This is a genomic window from Fictibacillus sp. Mic-4 (assembly GCF_049843615.1).
Taxonomy (GTDB): domain Bacteria; phylum Bacillota; class Bacilli; order Bacillales; family Fictibacillaceae; genus Fictibacillus_A; species Fictibacillus_A gelatini.
On the sequence record NZ_JBBHZM010000040.1, the window covers coordinates 12,843 to 27,819 of the forward strand.

The 14,977-nt window shown below is 41.5% G+C and carries 15 protein-coding genes and 2 pseudogenes; 11 read left to right on the forward strand and 6 right to left on the reverse strand.

The window, feature by feature from the left end; all coding sequences use genetic code 11:
* Positions 1–22: 22 nt before the first annotated feature.
* Positions 23–601 (reverse strand): GNAT family N-acetyltransferase, encoded by a 579-nt coding sequence (locus WD019_RS18545; RefSeq protein ID WP_026677481.1) that lies wholly within the window; start codon positions 599–601, stop codon positions 23–25.
* A gap of 327 nt (positions 602–928) precedes the next feature.
* Here WD019_RS18545 and folE point away from each other — a divergent pair, with 327 nt between their 5' ends.
* The 4 genes from folE to WD019_RS18565 all read left to right on the forward strand — a co-directional run bounded on the left by folE (position 929) and on the right by WD019_RS18565 (position 3,527).
* Positions 929–1,561 carry a GTP cyclohydrolase I FolE gene (folE, locus tag WD019_RS18550; RefSeq protein WP_425712429.1) on the forward strand — a complete coding sequence of 211 codons (633 nt, stop codon included), beginning with the start codon at positions 929–931 and terminating at the stop codon, positions 1,559–1,561.
* Positions 1,562–1,580: 19 nt separating this feature from the next.
* Entirely contained in the window at positions 1,581–2,375 is a 795-nt protein-coding gene (locus WD019_RS18555; protein WP_425712430.1) for an SDR family oxidoreductase, read from the forward strand.
* A gap of 19 nt (positions 2,376–2,394) precedes the next feature.
* Positions 2,395–2,622 carry a DUF3951 domain-containing protein gene (locus tag WD019_RS18560; RefSeq protein ID WP_035350511.1) on the forward strand — a complete coding sequence of 76 codons (228 nt, stop codon included), beginning with the start codon at positions 2,395–2,397 and terminating at the stop codon, positions 2,620–2,622.
* A gap of 470 nt (positions 2,623–3,092) precedes the next feature.
* Complete coding sequence (locus tag WD019_RS18565) at positions 3,093–3,527, forward strand: n-acetylglutamate synthase (RefSeq protein WP_425712431.1); 435 nt, start codon at positions 3,093–3,095, stop codon at positions 3,525–3,527.
* Between the two features lie 25 nt (positions 3,528–3,552).
* On the opposite strand, the gene WD019_RS18570 is transcribed toward WD019_RS18565, so the two are convergent.
* A complete protein-coding gene (locus WD019_RS18570) occupies positions 3,553–4,170 on the reverse strand; it encodes a DMT family transporter (protein WP_425712432.1) in 618 nt (205 codons plus the stop codon).
* A 188-nt stretch (positions 4,171–4,358) separates the two neighbouring features.
* On the opposite strand from WD019_RS18570, the gene WD019_RS18575 reads away from it, so the two are divergent.
* The 4 genes from WD019_RS18575 (at position 4,359) to WD019_RS18590 (ending at position 8,245) form a co-directional block, all read left to right on the forward strand.
* Entirely contained in the window at positions 4,359–5,471 is a 1,113-nt protein-coding gene (locus tag WD019_RS18575; protein ID WP_425712433.1) for an RNA-guided endonuclease TnpB family protein, read from the forward strand.
* Positions 5,472–5,576: 105 nt separating this feature from the next.
* On the forward strand, positions 5,577–6,563 hold the full coding sequence (locus WD019_RS18580; protein ID WP_425712434.1) for an MFS transporter: 987 nt from the start codon (positions 5,577–5,579) through the stop codon (positions 6,561–6,563).
* A gap of 115 nt (positions 6,564–6,678) precedes the next feature.
* Positions 6,679–6,804, forward strand: a complete 126-nt coding sequence (locus tag WD019_RS18585; protein ID WP_425712435.1) for an RAxF-45 family protein — start codon at positions 6,679–6,681, stop codon at positions 6,802–6,804.
* Positions 6,805–6,934: 130 nt separating this feature from the next.
* Positions 6,935–8,245 carry an MDR family MFS transporter gene (locus tag WD019_RS18590; protein ID WP_026677476.1) on the forward strand — a complete coding sequence of 437 codons (1,311 nt, stop codon included), beginning with the start codon at positions 6,935–6,937 and terminating at the stop codon, positions 8,243–8,245.
* 53 nt (positions 8,246–8,298) lie between these two features.
* Here the strand turns inward: WD019_RS18590 and gnd are convergent, their stop codons facing one another.
* From gnd to WD019_RS18610, 4 genes are read right to left on the reverse strand one after another with little or no spacing between them, the layout of a single operon-like run.
* Positions 8,299–9,702 (reverse strand): decarboxylating NADP(+)-dependent phosphogluconate dehydrogenase, encoded by a 1,404-nt coding sequence (gene gnd, locus WD019_RS18595; RefSeq protein WP_026677475.1) that lies wholly within the window; start codon positions 9,700–9,702, stop codon positions 8,299–8,301.
* 15 nt (positions 9,703–9,717) lie between these two features.
* The gene (locus WD019_RS18600; RefSeq protein ID WP_026677474.1) at positions 9,718–11,064 is read right to left on the reverse strand and encodes a GntP family permease; all 1,347 of its coding nucleotides are present in this window, start codon (positions 11,062–11,064) and stop codon (positions 9,718–9,720) included.
* A gap of 25 nt (positions 11,065–11,089) precedes the next feature.
* Positions 11,090–12,631 carry a gluconokinase gene (gene gntK / locus WD019_RS18605; RefSeq protein ID WP_425712436.1) on the reverse strand — a complete coding sequence of 514 codons (1,542 nt, stop codon included), beginning with the start codon at positions 12,629–12,631 and terminating at the stop codon, positions 11,090–11,092.
* A complete protein-coding gene (locus WD019_RS18610) occupies positions 12,624–13,355 on the reverse strand; it encodes a GntR family transcriptional regulator (RefSeq protein WP_425712437.1) in 732 nt (243 codons plus the stop codon). Before WD019_RS18610 ends, gntK begins: the two co-directional genes overlap by 8 nt.
* Before the next feature lie 198 nt (positions 13,356–13,553).
* Here WD019_RS18610 and WD019_RS18615 point away from each other — a divergent pair, with 198 nt between their 5' ends.
* From WD019_RS18615 to WD019_RS18625, 3 genes and pseudogenes are all read left to right on the forward strand, one after another.
* A complete protein-coding gene (locus WD019_RS18615; RefSeq protein WP_425712438.1) occupies positions 13,554–14,408 on the forward strand; it encodes a decaprenyl-phosphate phosphoribosyltransferase in 855 nt (284 codons plus the stop codon).
* A 15-nt stretch (positions 14,409–14,423) separates the two neighbouring features.
* Positions 14,424–14,537, forward strand: a pseudogene (locus WD019_RS18620) (helix-turn-helix transcriptional regulator); the annotation flags it as partial.
* Positions 14,503–14,631: pseudogene (locus WD019_RS18625) on the forward strand (DinB family protein); the annotation flags it as partial. The pseudogenes WD019_RS18620 and WD019_RS18625, both read left to right, overlap by 35 nt.
* Positions 14,632–14,977 lie beyond the last annotated feature (346 nt).

The following is a 14,977-nucleotide window of genomic DNA, read 5'->3' on the forward strand; positions in this document are numbered from 1 at the left end:
ACACAAGTCTTTAAATCTTTTTTTACCGCCAATATGTGGAGTTTTTCTCCATTTCTGCCCATTCATCCTGCAAAATGCTCATCATGATTCGATCAAATTGTTGGCCATCACGCAAAACGGCGCTTCTCATTCGCCCTTCCTCTTTGAACCCCACTTTCTTGTACGCTTCGATCGCGGAATGGTTGTAAGAAATGACATCAAGACCGACCCGGTTGAGATTTAATTCGTAAAAGGCATAACGAAGGATGAGCCTTAACGCATCTGTCCCATAGCCTTTTCCCCTGTTATTCGGCTCCCCTATCCCAATAGCGAGCTTACCGGCTCGATTGTTCCATTCAATGCCAAAGAGGGCGACAAAGCCGATCAGGCGGTCATCTTCAAGGGACCTTAGTTTGAATTCAATTGATGAAGAACCCTGGACTCTTGCCCGTTCATGTTCCCGCAATGTATCCACTGATTGAGGGATGGAAAAATCAGTATCCATTCTTCTTAAGTAATCACCGTCTTCTTGCCATTTGGCCATCTCTTCTACATCCGTAGGCCTCGTTGCAGATAATTTAACGAAATTGCCTTTAAATAGATCCTTTATTTTTAAATTCATTTTATAAGCCCCTTTTGTAAAGTTTTGCAAGGGGAGCGGTTAATCCATTGAATGACCATCCCCTTATTTCAAGGCAGGAAACAATAGTGGACTAACTGCAATCAACATAGGCGCATCTCCTTTTTTTGGAATATATCCACTATATAATAGTCGCTAAATTCAGTCAAATAATTTTAAAACGATACAATTCTGTTAAAAGAATGAGTGCTTTACAGTCTTTTTTCTGTCTAAAACATGGTAAACTATCAATAATAGATTTTAATTGATATTCATTATAAAAAAAGTCTAAAAGAGTGAGACTTTTAAATAAAAGAGAGGTCAGGAAAAATGATTGAACAATACACATCGATAAACAAAAAGCTAGATGAATTATTTAATGGCCATCCGGCAGCGGATGAAAAACTTCGCCAGGCGAGCAAGTTTATGGACGCGGTTAAGGAATTGATCGAATTGTGCGGGGATGACCCTTATCGTGATGGGCTTCAGGAGACCCCTTATCGGGTACTTAAGGCATTTTTAGAATATACTGAAGGGTATCGGGAAGATCCGAAAGCGCATTTGGAAAAAACGTTTGAAGTCGACCATCGTGAATTAGTGCTGGTAAAAAACATTGAGTTCCACTCTCTCTGTGAGCACCACTTTGCTCCTTTTTATGGAGTGGCGCATGTCGGTTATATTCCAAACGAAAAAATTACCGGGTTATCCAAGATCGCCCGAATGGTTGAAGGATATGCAAAACGTTTCCAGGTGCAAGAACGCCTTACAACGCAAATTGCGGAAGCCGTCGAAGAAATCCTTGAACCAAAAGGGACGATGGTCGTTATCGAAGCAAAGCATATGTGCATGTGCGGCCGAGGGATTAAAAAATCAAATGCAATGACAACAACGTCATCTGTACGTGGACTATTCTCTGACCGGTCCGACTTAAGAAGCGAGTTTTTATCCCTTTTACAGCGATAGTACGCCGTTACTTTTAGTAATGAACTATAAATCTCTATTTAGAGGTGATAACGTGAGACATGCCATTATAACTGCTGGTACAAAAGGGCTCGGCAAGATGGTCACGAAACGGTTGCTGGAAAAAGGCTGCTCTGTTACCGTGAATTATCGCAGTGATCTTGAAGCCGTCAGCCGTGTAAAAGAAGAATGGAGCCTTTATGAAGAACGTTTGCACTTTGTTCAAGGGGATGTCACGAAAAAAGAAGATGTCATAAAGATCGTTCAAAAAGCTATGGAACGGTTCGGGCGAATTGATTATCTCATAACGAACGCCGGCCCCTTTGTCTTTGAGCGAAAAAAATTAATCGACTATGAGGACAAAGAATGGTATGAGATGATCGAAGGGAACTTAAGCTCCGTTTTCCATTTCTTTAAATCGGCCATTCCGATTATGAGAAAACAGAAATTCGGCAGAGTGGTTACTTACGGTTTCCAGGATGCGGACAATGCCCCGGGGTGGATGTATCGCTCAGCGTTCAGTGCAGCGAAGGCAGGGCTCGTCTCGCTTACAAGAACGGTTGCACTGGAAGAAGCCGAGCACGGAATAACCGTCAACATGGTATGTCCTGGAGATATCCGCGGGCAGATGAAAGAAGCAAGCATTAAAGAAGCGAAACAAAAGAAAGAGAATGTAACTCCAATTGGGCGTTCGGGAACCGGGGAAGACATCGCCAGAGTCATTGCCTTTTTATGCGAAGATGATTCTGATATGATTACCGGCAGCGTCATTCCGGTGACAGGAGGCCTCGATGTGATCAATCGGCATCGAAATTAATTATGATTGGGGGATGTAAATGCAATTCATAAATTGGTTTTATATCGCGTTATTTTTCTTAATGGCCGCGGCAATTGTACTTATCCTGTACAATCGTGTCATAAAGAAAAAGAACATCTCGAACGTTTACACTCCTTTCGATTATATAACTGGACAAAGTAAGGTTGAATTTCATGAGGAAAAGGACGAGCGAGGAGCGTATAATGACGCTGGTGATGATAAGGATAAGAACAAAAGGAAGGCATGAGTTTTCTCTGCTTTTTCAAGGCTTGAAGCAAGTGAATATGTCTTCTACCCGAGCCGTTTTCAGCAAAAAGTGAAAAAAATTACGCCTGGAGCATAGTTTCCAGGCGTTTTTGCCCTTTTTAAAAATGCTTATTGTCCGTTCCTAATGTTTTATTGTCCGAATGATACGATTTGTTTTCCAATTCCCGCTGTTTATTTTCCAAACCTGTGAACTTATTGTCCGAATGAAGAAATTTATTGTCTAAACGGTAAATCAAAAAAGAGTATGCAATTTCAAATGAAATAACTAAATTTTATATGCAACTAAATTCGTGAGAAACACTGATATTTCTATGCGCTCTTGAATAACTATGTAGCAACGAATAAGAATAACTCCAGAGCTTCCTTTGTCAGCCCTTAGTGACTTGATTTTAGGTTGGAACGTATCTTGCATTGTTATTGAGGAATAAAGGGTAAATTGGAGGAAAACGAATGAGCGTCGAACAAATGAGTCAAGCGGAAAAGAATGATGGACACAAGTCTTGCCCCATTGATTATAATCGTCGAGTTTTCAGGTCGGTAAAAAACTCCAACTATGGTGGGCGATCTGCGGAAACGGTCTTTTTCTACAGACAAGAAGGCCCTGTTGTGTATGCATCCTATAACGGAGGAGATATTTTGCACGGTACGTTAGTTGGGATCGTTAACACAGATGGCTCGCTTCAATTTCGCTATCATCACATTAACCAGCGGTTTCAGCTTCGGAGCGGAACGTGTACATCGACTTTTCAAATGCTGCGTGATGGCCGGCTTCGCCTATACGAAAAATGGAACTGGCTTGATGAAGATAGGGCTGAGGGCGAGTCGATATTGGAAGAAGTGAAGCATACTAGTTTATCGCCCTATGTCTCTAAAGCATATGTATAAGTTTAAAAAGGAAGCACTAAACGGGTTAACCTGTGCGAGTGCTTCCTTTTTCTATTTCTTCAATTATCGTTTTCTCCTTATTTTTTCTTAAAAATAAATAGAGTCCAAAAATAACAATAAGCCCGCCGATGATTTGAAAAACTGTCATTCTTTCATTCAACAAAAGAAACGCCAATAGGCTTGCCCCGATCGGTTCGCCAAGTATGCTCATCGATATCGTTGTAGCGCCCGTATATTGCAGAAGCCAGTTGAACAGAAGGTGGCCGAACACCGTTGGAACGACGGTAAGCAAGGCGAAAATCCCCCATTCCCGCAAAGGATAATTCACCATCGTAATCCCCATGGCTAAATTATAGATGGCAAACACAATCGCTGCTGCTAAAAACACAAGCAGACTATACAAATATGACGGCAGTCGAAGAAGCAGCCGTTGGCCCGTTAATATATGGATGGAAATCGCAATGGTGCCTAAAATCGAGAGAATGTCCCCGATCATATGGCGATCGGATAAACCAATATCCCCCCAGCCAACGAGAATGGAACCGATCATAGCAATGCCCATCCCGGCTTTTGCCAGAGTGCTTGTTCTCTCTTTAAAAAAAACAAAGGCGCCGGCCATGACAAAAACCGGCTGCAATGCCATAAGAATGGTAGAGCTGGCGACGGTTGTATAGTTTAACCTTATATCCGAAAGAAGTCTCCCTCTTCAAACCGTAACGATTCGTTAGTGAGTGGAGGTTAAGAGGGAGATGAATTTCGGCCCGCGACACTAAAGTATTGCATGATGCAAACATTTGTTCTATAATCAGAGGTAAGGGGAGGTGATTCGATATGGCAAACAAAGCCTATAAGTTCCGTCTTTACCCAAAGAAAGAACAAGAAGAGCTTCTTGCAAAAACCTTCGGCTGTGTCCGTTTCGTCTACAACAAAATGTTAGCTGAACGAAAGGAAACCTATGAGCAATTCAAGGATGATAAGGAAACGCTAAAGAAACAAAAGTTCCCAACCCCTGCCAAGTATAAAAATGAGTTTACTTGGCTAAAGGAAGTAGACAGTCTTGCTTTGGCGAATGCACAACTGAATTTACAGAAGGCGTACAAAAACTTCTTTTCCGGTCGTGCTAAATTTCCCAGGTTCAAAAGTCGGAAGGCGAGACAATCCTACACCACTAACATGGTAAACGGAAATATTAAGCTTATGAATGGCTATATCCAATTACCGAAACTCGGCACTGTAAAGATAAAGCAACATCGAGAAATTCCTCCCCATCATCTCATCAAATCGTGCACCATTTCCCGAACAAAAACAGGAAAATACTATATTTCCATTCTTACGGAATATGAACATCGGCCGGAGCCAAAAGAAGTACAATCTGTTGTTGGCTTAGATTTTTCCATGAATGGCTTATTTGTCGAAAGTGAAGAAGGTAAGAAAGCCAATTACCCTCGATTCTATCGTCAAGCCCTGGAAAAATTAAAAAGAGAACAACGTATTTTATCGCGAAGAAAGAAAGGCTCAAATCGTTGGCACAAACAACGGATAAAAATCGCTAAGCTTCACGAAAAAATAGGGAACCAACGAAAAGACTTTCTGCATAAAGAATCACGAAAGTTAGCAAACCACTTTGACTGTATAGTGATCGAAGACCTCAATATGAAAGGGATGTCCCAGGCTCTCCGCTTTGGCAAAAGTGTGTCGGATAATAGCTGGGGGATGTTCACGTCATTCCTCCACTACAAGTTAGAGGAGCAAGGGAAAAAACTGATCAAAATCGACAGGTGGTTTCCATCATCCAAAACGTGTTCATGTTGTGGTCAAGTAAAAACGTCTCTTTCTCTTTCAGAACGAATATTCCGGTGTGACTGCGGTTTTGTAGCGGAAAGAGACTGGAACGCTTCGATCAATATCAAACATGAAGGAATACGCTTATTAGCGTTGGTATAGAAAAAGAACTCTTGGGACGAGAGGGATCGCTCGGTCAGTTTTCGTTGGCTACCAAAAGCAGCGATAAGTCGAGAAGCCCCCACTTCAAGAACCGTTAGGTTTTAAGTGGCGGGTAGTTCACTAGAAATTTCCCTTCCTCTTATTTACGGGACAACTGCAATTTTATCAGTATGTAGTACATTTTCTAGTATCACATTTTCGTCTTCAATACCTAATTTGGTTAATGAAGGTCAAATACAAAAAGCTACATCCTTAAATCAATCCGCTATTTCACTAGCAACAATTGGTGCCCCAATCATAGGAGGCCTTCTCTACGGCGTATTATCTATACAAACATTTATTGCGATTAATGCGGTAGCCTATTTATTTTCAGCAGCTCTTGATTCATTCCTAAAATTCGAAAAGCCTGATTTAGGGGACAATTTAAACTCCGAACAAACACGTAATATTTGGGTGGAAATAAAAGAGGGCTTCACCTATGTACAAAGCAATTACATTCTATATAAAGTAATACTTCCGGTAGGTTTATGGGTGAATTTTTTTGGTGTCTCAATGCAAGTCGGGTTACCATACATCGTAGTTCAGCGTCTCAAATTAACATCTTATCAATTTGGTTTAATTGAAGCTTCATTGGCTATAGGGATGCTTTTAATGTCTATATTTTTATCAACCAGGGAAGAAACCAGGAAACCGCTTATTACTATGAGGATTAGTTTAATCATTCTTTCCTTTTTATTAGGAATGATGGCTATCCCGCTCTTATTGCCTGCTAGTAGTTCTTTCAATTTTGTATACTATTTAGGCTTATTATTGGCTTTTGGCTTAACAATTGTATTTTTAAACACACCTTTATATGTTCTGGTACAAAAAACAACTCCCGAACAATATCGGGGCCGGGTTTTAGGCCTGGTCGAAACCGTGGCAAACGTCATTGCTCCTATCAGTATGATTTTTTATGGATTTCTATTTGATTACTTAAACCCTGTATGGATTTTACTTGCTTCCGGTTTAGTTTTATTCTTGATAACGATATATAAAATGAGAGTATCAAAGATTCAGAAGTCCTCATCAGAAATTAGCAGCGCGATATGACTTTTTAAATTTTGCTTATTGAAGGAATTTTTTCACAAGTACTATTGCTTTACGTTTGATCATATTGTATGATTATGTTAATTATGAAATTTTAGGAATGGAGGTGTGTAAGGATATGCTTAACGGTTTTTTACGTTGTGTAGTTAATTGGTTTGTGGAAGTTCGTTCCATCACGTATGCAGTTTTGTCTAACGGGATCAGTGTGCCCTTTTTTAACTATACAACGATGGAACAACCGTAAGTTTTCCTTACCCATTCTTTAGGTCGGATTGAAAGCCGTGGGCAGGTAGAACTTGCTCACGGCTTTTTTGTGCTTGAAAAAGGAAAAATTTTCATGTTAACAGATATGAATGAAGAAATGAGGGAAAGAAATGAAGATGACGTTACAATCGTATCGAAAAATGGACCGCAATATTTGGATCCGGTTTATTGGAGAATCGATCAATGGAATTGCAATGATGATGCTAATGCCGTTTTTCGCTTTATACATGAGCGATAAAGTCGCTCACTTCTGGCAAGTCGGTGTTGTAATGGCAATGGGGCCGGTCGCCGGTGTACTTGGATCGTTAATCGGCGGGAAACTTGCTGACCAGTACGGAAGGAAGCCGATTATGATCCTTTCCATGGTCGGGAACGGTCTCGTTATGATAGGCTTTGTCTTTTTCGATGGGTTCTACCCATTCCTGATTATGTCGAGCTTTTTTGGATTGTTTAATTCCCTGTTTCATCCAGCGGCTTCCGCGATGGTTGCCGATGTGACAGATGAAGAAGGGAGAACGGAAGCGTTTGGATTGCTCAGAATGGGCCATAACATTGGCGCGGCGGTCGGTCCGCTGCTCGGGGCATCTGTTGTATTCGTCTCAAAATCGGTAATCTTTATTATTGCGGCCGCTTCGGTATTTATTTACTCGATCTGTTTAGCATTATTGCTTGCGGAAACGCTGCCAAAGAACGTAAAGGCGAAAGAGCAAAAGGATTCCGTTTCGGCTAAAGAAAAGCTGCCGTCAATGTTTACAGTTCTCGTCAAAGATAAAATATTATTTTTGTATATTATTACGGGGATCGTTATTTCGATGGGCTTCTCACAAACAGAAGGAATGCTGCCGCTTCATTTTAAACAACAATTGCCGGCGCTTTCCGATGCAGAAAACCCGTATCCTTATTTAATGGCATTCAACGGGGCATTAGTGGTTCTATTTCAATTTGCCATCTCAAAATGGGCAAGTACAAGACCGCTTGGAAGAGTAATGCTATATGGCGCGATTCTTTTTGGCTTTGGGCTGCTTGCGGTAGGCTGGCTGCCGCTCTGGTTTGCGAAGCTTCATTTCTCTTTCTGGAGCATCCTCGTCTTCTTGATCGTTATTTACGGAATTTATACGGTCGGGGAAATGCTATTGTCACCGGTACAGATGACATTTGTGGCAAACATTGCGCCGGAACACCTCCGGGGAACGTATATGGGAGCGGCAAGCCTCCAATGGATTGTCGGGAGTGCAGCCGGCCCGATTTTCGCAGGCTTTTTGCTCGATCGGCATCTCGGCCAAATTTTGTTCTCGATTCTCGGAATCGGCTGTTTAATCGCGGGCGTCATTTATTTGTCACTCGATCAATGGGCGGCTGAAGCGAAGAAAAAGAACGAGACCTTGCATCGCACAGAAAAAGCAACGGTGAAAAGAGCGTAAATGGCGATCAAAAAAGCTGTTTAAGAAAACATTTCTTAAACAGCTTTTTTTAATTATTCCCACTCTGTATGGAAGACGCCTTCCATGTCAGTACGCTCATACGTATGGGCGCCGAAGTAATCGCGCTGAGCCTGGATCAGGTTGGCGTTTGAAGAACCCCTGCGGTAACTGTCGTAATAAGTGAGCGACGCGCTTAAGGCCGGGAACGGGATGCCAGAAAGAAGGCCTTCCGATAAAACATTTCGTAAGCTTGATTGATACGCTTTGATTTTTTCGGCAAAATAAGGCGCAATTAACAAATTGGCAAGGTCTGCTTGATTTTGGTAAGCTTCGCTAATGACATTTAAAAATTCTGCACGGATGATGCAGCCGCCGCGGAAAATCAGCGCAATATTTTTTAAAGGCAAATTCCAGTCATACAAATCTGAAGCCATTTTGTATTGTGCAAACCCCTGGGCATAGGCACAAACCTTTCCTAAATATAACGCCTGGCGCATCGATTCAATCCAATGTTCTTTATCTAATGCTTTGCCCTCATGTTCCGGTCCTTCTAAAATGCCTTCTGCAACGACCCGTTCATTTTTCAAAGATGATAAATAACGGGCAAATAACGACTCTGTAATAATCGAGAGTGGAATTCCGTTATCAACCGCTTGCAGGGATGTCCATTTCCCGGTCCCTTTTTGGCCTGCTTTATCAAGAATGACGTCGATCAGCGGCAATCCCGTCTTTTCATCAATCTTTCTTAAGATCTTTGCAGTGATTTCAATTAAATAGCTTTTCAACTCGCCTTCATTCCATGCTTCAAAAATGTCGGCGATTTCATTGACGGGCAAATTCAGTCTTTCTCTTAAAAATGTATAAGCTTCTGCAATGAGTTGCATATCCGCATATTCAATGCCATTATGCACCATTTTCACGAAGTGGCCAGCGCCTTTTGGGCCAATATAGACGCAACAAGGATCATTATCAACTTGAGCGGCTATTTTCGTTAGAATCGGTGCGACTTTTTCATAGGCCTCTTTATCGCCTCCTGGCATAATCGACGGGCCTGTTAACGCTCCAACTTCACCGCCTGAAATGCCGATGCCTATATAATGAATTCCTTCTGTTTTCAGGTCGTCATATCTGCGAGCGGTATCTTCGTAATGAGAGTTGCCGCCGTCCATAATGATGTCGCCTTTATCAAGATAAGGGACTAAAGAGCGGATGACCGAATCGACAGCTTCACCGGCTGTGACCATGAGAAAGACCTTTCGAGGTTTTTGTAAAGACTGAACAAAGCTTTCAATATTGTAGTACGGAAAGATTGGTTCACCCTCTACTTTCTCAATCAGACGATCCGTTAAATCTCTCGTGTAATTATAGACAGCTACTTTTTCGCCTTTTCTCGCCATATTTAATGCGATATTGCTGCCCATTACTCCTAAACCAATGACGCCAATTGTATGCTCCATAAAATCTCATTCTCCTTATACGACTAAACTTAGTAATAGAATAAATGCTAATCCTGCTACCGAAATAATCGTTTCAAGCAACGTCCAGGTGGCAAATGTTTCTTTCATGCTTAAGCCAAAATATTCTTTAAACATCCAGAAACCGGCATCATTTACATGCGAAGCGATTAAACTGCCTGCCCCGGTTGCAAGCACGACTAAAGCAAGGTTCACATCGGTATGGCCTAACATAGGAGCAACCAGCCCGACTGTCGTTAAAGCCGAGACGGTCGCCGATCCTAAAGCGATTCGTAAAATGGCCGCGATGATCCATGCAAGCAAAATCGGTGACAACGAAGTTCCTTTAAATAACTCGGCGACATATTTACCGACACCGCCATCAATCAGCACTTGTTTAAAAGCGCCGCCGCCCCCGATGATCAATAGCATCATGCCGATCTGAGATATGGCAACGGTACAAGAATCCATTACGTCTTTGACCGGAATCTTTCTTGAAATTCCCATTGTAAAGAACGCCACGATTAATGAGATTAACATCGCGGTTGAGGCATTGCCAATAAATTCAATCACTTTGAAAAACGTATTGTTTTCTAATCCCGCCGTTTCTTGAATTAAAGAAATAATCGTAGCGATGGCCATTAAAATAACGGGAAGCACTGCTGTAAAAACACTAATGCCAAAGCCAGGCGTTTCTTCTATTTTAAATGTTTTTTGTTCTCCTAAAGATGCAATGCTCCCAGTTTTATTAAATGAATGGGGAACTATTTTTTTCGCAATTTTATTAAATACTGGCCCTGCGATGATAACCGTTGGGATGGCGCAAATCAAACCGTAAAGCAAGACTTGCCCGATATTGGCGCCATATTCTCCCGCGATGGCTGTCGGGCCGGGATGTGGCGGCAAGAAGCCGTGAGTTACCGATAAAGCGGCCACCATTGGAATGCCAAGATGTAAAATAGAAACTTTTAATTGTCTAGAAATAGTATATATAATTGGGATTAATAATACCAATCCGACTTCAAAAAACAAGGCGACCCCGATAATAAATGAAGCGATGACGATGGCCCACTGAATCTTCTTTTCGCCAAATTTGTTAATAAGGGTCATCGAAATGCGCTGAGCGCCGCCCGCATCTGCAAGCAGCTTTCCTAACATGGCGCCTAAACCAAAGATTAATGCCAAATGCCCGAGTGTTCCGCCTATACCGGCTTCAATGGATTTTACAACTCCATCAAGTGGCATTCCAAGTAAAAGCGCTACGCCAAACGATACGATGAGCAAAGAAACAAAGGTGTTTACTTTTAAGCCCATGATTAAAATAAGTAGTGCGATAATGCCACAAGCGACAATAAGTAATGGCATAATATGCCCCTCCCAAAAATCGTAATTAGTTGGTTAAATCTCTTTGATAGGTTGCTATTTGTGTGTAATTTTCTTCTAATACTCTCGATAGTTGAATAAAAATCGGTAACAGTTTTCGGTATTCAACTACTGCATCTCCATTTGGCGTGTGTTTGTAAGTGCTTCCAACCATTTCCGAAACGATATCGAATGATGCTGTTTTTCCCATGGCGTATAAACCTAATATGCAGGCACCAAGGCACGAACTTTCGTAGCTTTCTGGGACAACGACTTCCAGATCGAATATATCAGACATCATTTGGCGCCAGACAGCGGACTTGGCAAAGCCCCCGGTTGCCTGAATTCGGCTTACTGGTCCGTTCATGCATTCCATCAATGCCAAAAAGACAGTGTATAAATTGTAAATAACCCCTTCTAGAGCTGCCCGAATCATATGTTCTTTCTTATGAGCCATCGTTAATCCGAAAAATGAACCGCGTACGTCAGGATTCCATAATGGCGCACGTTCACCGGCGAGGTAGGGGTGGAAAAGCAGTCCATCGGCACCCGGCCTTATGCGTTCGGCAATTTTCGTTAACACTTCATATGGATCGATGCCGAGTCTTTTCGCTGTTTCTACTTCTGAAGAAGCGAATTCATCCCTGATCCATTGAAGAACCATCCCGCCATTATTGACGGGGCCGCCAATGACCCAATGGTTTTCAGTTAACGCATAACAAAACAATCGTCCTTTTTCATCGGTTTGTGGTTTATCAATAATCGTTCGAATGGCACCGCTTGTCCCGATTGTGACAGCGATTTCGCCTTTTCCGATGGCACCCACCCCGAGATTTGAGAGCACCCCGTCACTTGCCCCGATCACAACGGGTGTTTCTGGATCAATCCCAATCTGTCTTGCGATTTCCGGATTACAGTTCGTGAAAATTTCGGTCGTCGGCACGAGCCGAGATAATTGATCCCTCGTAATGCCTGCAATGTTTAATGCTTCATCGTCCCAATCGAGTTTTTTTAGATTCATCATGCCCATGCTAGAGGCAAGCGAGTAATCGATCACGTAATGGCCAAAGAGCTTTTTGAAAATATATTCTTTAATTCCAATATATTTTTTCGTTTTCATGGCAATTTCGGGATGATCGTTAACTAACCAGGCAATTTTACTTAAAGGCGACATCGGGTGAATGGGGGTTCCTGTCCGTTTATAAACGTCATGCCCGTTGAGTTCTTCTTTGATTTTTCGTGCCCACGCTTCGCTTCGATTATCCGCCCATGTGATGCATTTCGTCAGCGGCTCGTCATTATTATCCATTGCAATGACGCTATGCATCGCACTGCTAAATGAAATGAGCGATAAGTTTTTCGGGGAGCGATGGGAGTATTTCATGATCTTTGAAATGGCTTGCAAAACAGCTTGAAAAATCTCATCTGGATCTTGTTCGGCTGTAGAAATATCCGGTTTGTATAGGGGATAGCCAATATTCTCTTTTTGAATGACTTCGCCTTTTTCGCTAAATAAAACAGCTTTTGTGCTCGTCGTTCCAATGTCTACCCCTAACATATAACTAGTCATTTTCTCTAACTTCTCCTTTTGATAACATCTGCTGCGACATCCATAGGTCTTCTACTTTGCCTTGAACATCATCAAAGTTTTGATGCAATGATTGAATCATAATATTTCTATCTTTAGTAGAAATGGCTTCAATATACAGTTCATGATTGTTGATGATGCGGGTAAAATCATCGTACTTTTCCTTAAAACGCATGCGCATTGATAAAAGTATTAGCGCTTCCATAACGGGCTTTGCGTTATTCCAGATCATCATGATGTAGGAATGATCAATGGAACGGATGATCGTTTCATGAAATAAAACGTCCTGGTAGGAAAATTCATCGGCATCATTGTACTTGATGGCAATCTTCATCATTTCAAGTATTTTACTAAGCTCTCTTACTACTTCTTGTGTATCCGTTTTGACGAGCCGTTCAAATACGAATGTCTCAATCAGCAGGCGCACATCATAAATTTCTTCGATTTCCTTCTCGGTTAAACCGATAACAACCGCACCCATTCGTTCTAAGCGAATCATATTTTCTGATGCAAGTAGTTTTAACGCTTCTCGAATCGGTGACCGGCTTACTTCAAAATCGGCTGCTAATTTATTTTCTGATAAAACGGCCCCGCGTTTAATGATTCCTGAAATGATACGCATTCTAAGCTCGCAAGCGACACGCTCGCCAGTGGAAGCTTTCGACAGCCACTTTGTCGGGTATAACCACTCCTTTGAATCGGCCAAATTACCACTTCCTTTTAATCTAAAGGTATACTTGTATACAAGTATTATAATACGGAATTGTGATAATGCAAACGCTTTTATGGAATAGGATGCAAATGGAAATCCGCTTGAACCTATGTCACCTTTACTGAATAACGATAATACGCTACTAATAATTACATTATTAACTATGATCGTTAAACTGATGGAAGTGAATTTATGATGAAATGGTTATGGATCGAAATGCGGCCGAAACATTGGACAAAAAATGCCCTAGTCTTTGCCGCCTGGTTCTTTTCGCTGCCGCATGTGAGTACAGGGATGTTACTAAAAAGTGTTTTAGCTTTCTGTTGTTTTTCCTTTCTTTCAAGTGTTGTTTACATTATGAATGATATTGCTGATGTCGAGGTCGACCGAAATCATCCGGTTAAAAGAAACAGGCCGATTGCTGCTGGAAAATTAAGTTTGAAAGCCGCGGTCATTTTTGGCATTGTTTTGTGGATAGTTTCTTTCGCCAGCGCCATTTTTATCAATTTTCAATTTGCCGGAATCTTAATGTTGTATTTTATGCTCAATGTCGTTTACTCCTTTTATTGGAAACATGTCCCATTACTTGATGTTCTGCTTATTGCTTCGGGGTACGTTTTCCGGGCAGTTGGCGGGGGAATAGCGAGCGATGTAATACTCACGCCATGGTTTTTATTGTGCACGATGCTCGTTGCGCTTTTTTTAGCGATCAGCAAGCGGAGGTCTGAAGTAAATGACCAGATCAACCGAAAAGGAAAAACGAGGAAAGTCCTCGAATATTATAATAAAGAATTGCTTGATCAGCTGAATACGATAGTAGCGTCATCAGTTGTAATGACCTATTCGTTGTTTTCGTTTCAAAAAGGGCTTTACTTTATGTGGACGATTCCGGTCGTTATTATAGGAATATTTCGCTATTTATATTTAATCCATATCGAGAATAAGGGAGATCAACCGGAAAAGGTTTTATGGGAGGATCAGTGGATAAGAACGATTGCAATGATTTATGGAGGAACGGTAGTTATTCTTTTAGTATTTTTTCAATAGGGAGGGGAGCAGCTGATGAACCGGACGGACCGCTTGCTGGCGATTGTCCTCGAGTTGCAGCGTAAAAAAACATGCAGAGCGGAAGACCTGGCGGAAAATCGAACACCCAAGATTCGGTTACTTAAACGCTGCGGAATGGTATCAGCTCGTTTACATGCACTTTATGCACCATCTTCGCCAGAAAGAGCGATTGGAACAAGGCTTGCTTGCATCTAAGCAATAAAAGAAGAAAAATGTGGTTGGCATGAAGTGATTATGCCAACCGCATTTATTTTAACTATAGCCCTTTCCGGAAAGGACACTCGTTAAATCAATGAAATTAGAAAAAAATATCACGAATCGTTGCCATTCATTAAAAATATCTTGTCTCGGACAATAAGTGCTCAAATTTGGACAGTAACTTATGACTTTTAGACAATAAGTACGCCATTTTGGACAAAAAGTGTAGAATACTCTAATTTTATTGTCTGATTGATGCCATTTATTGTCCGATGGAACCTATTTATTGGCGGAAATCAATCTTTTATTGTCCAATTATTTCTAATTTGTATCGAAAGTATAAAAAAAGC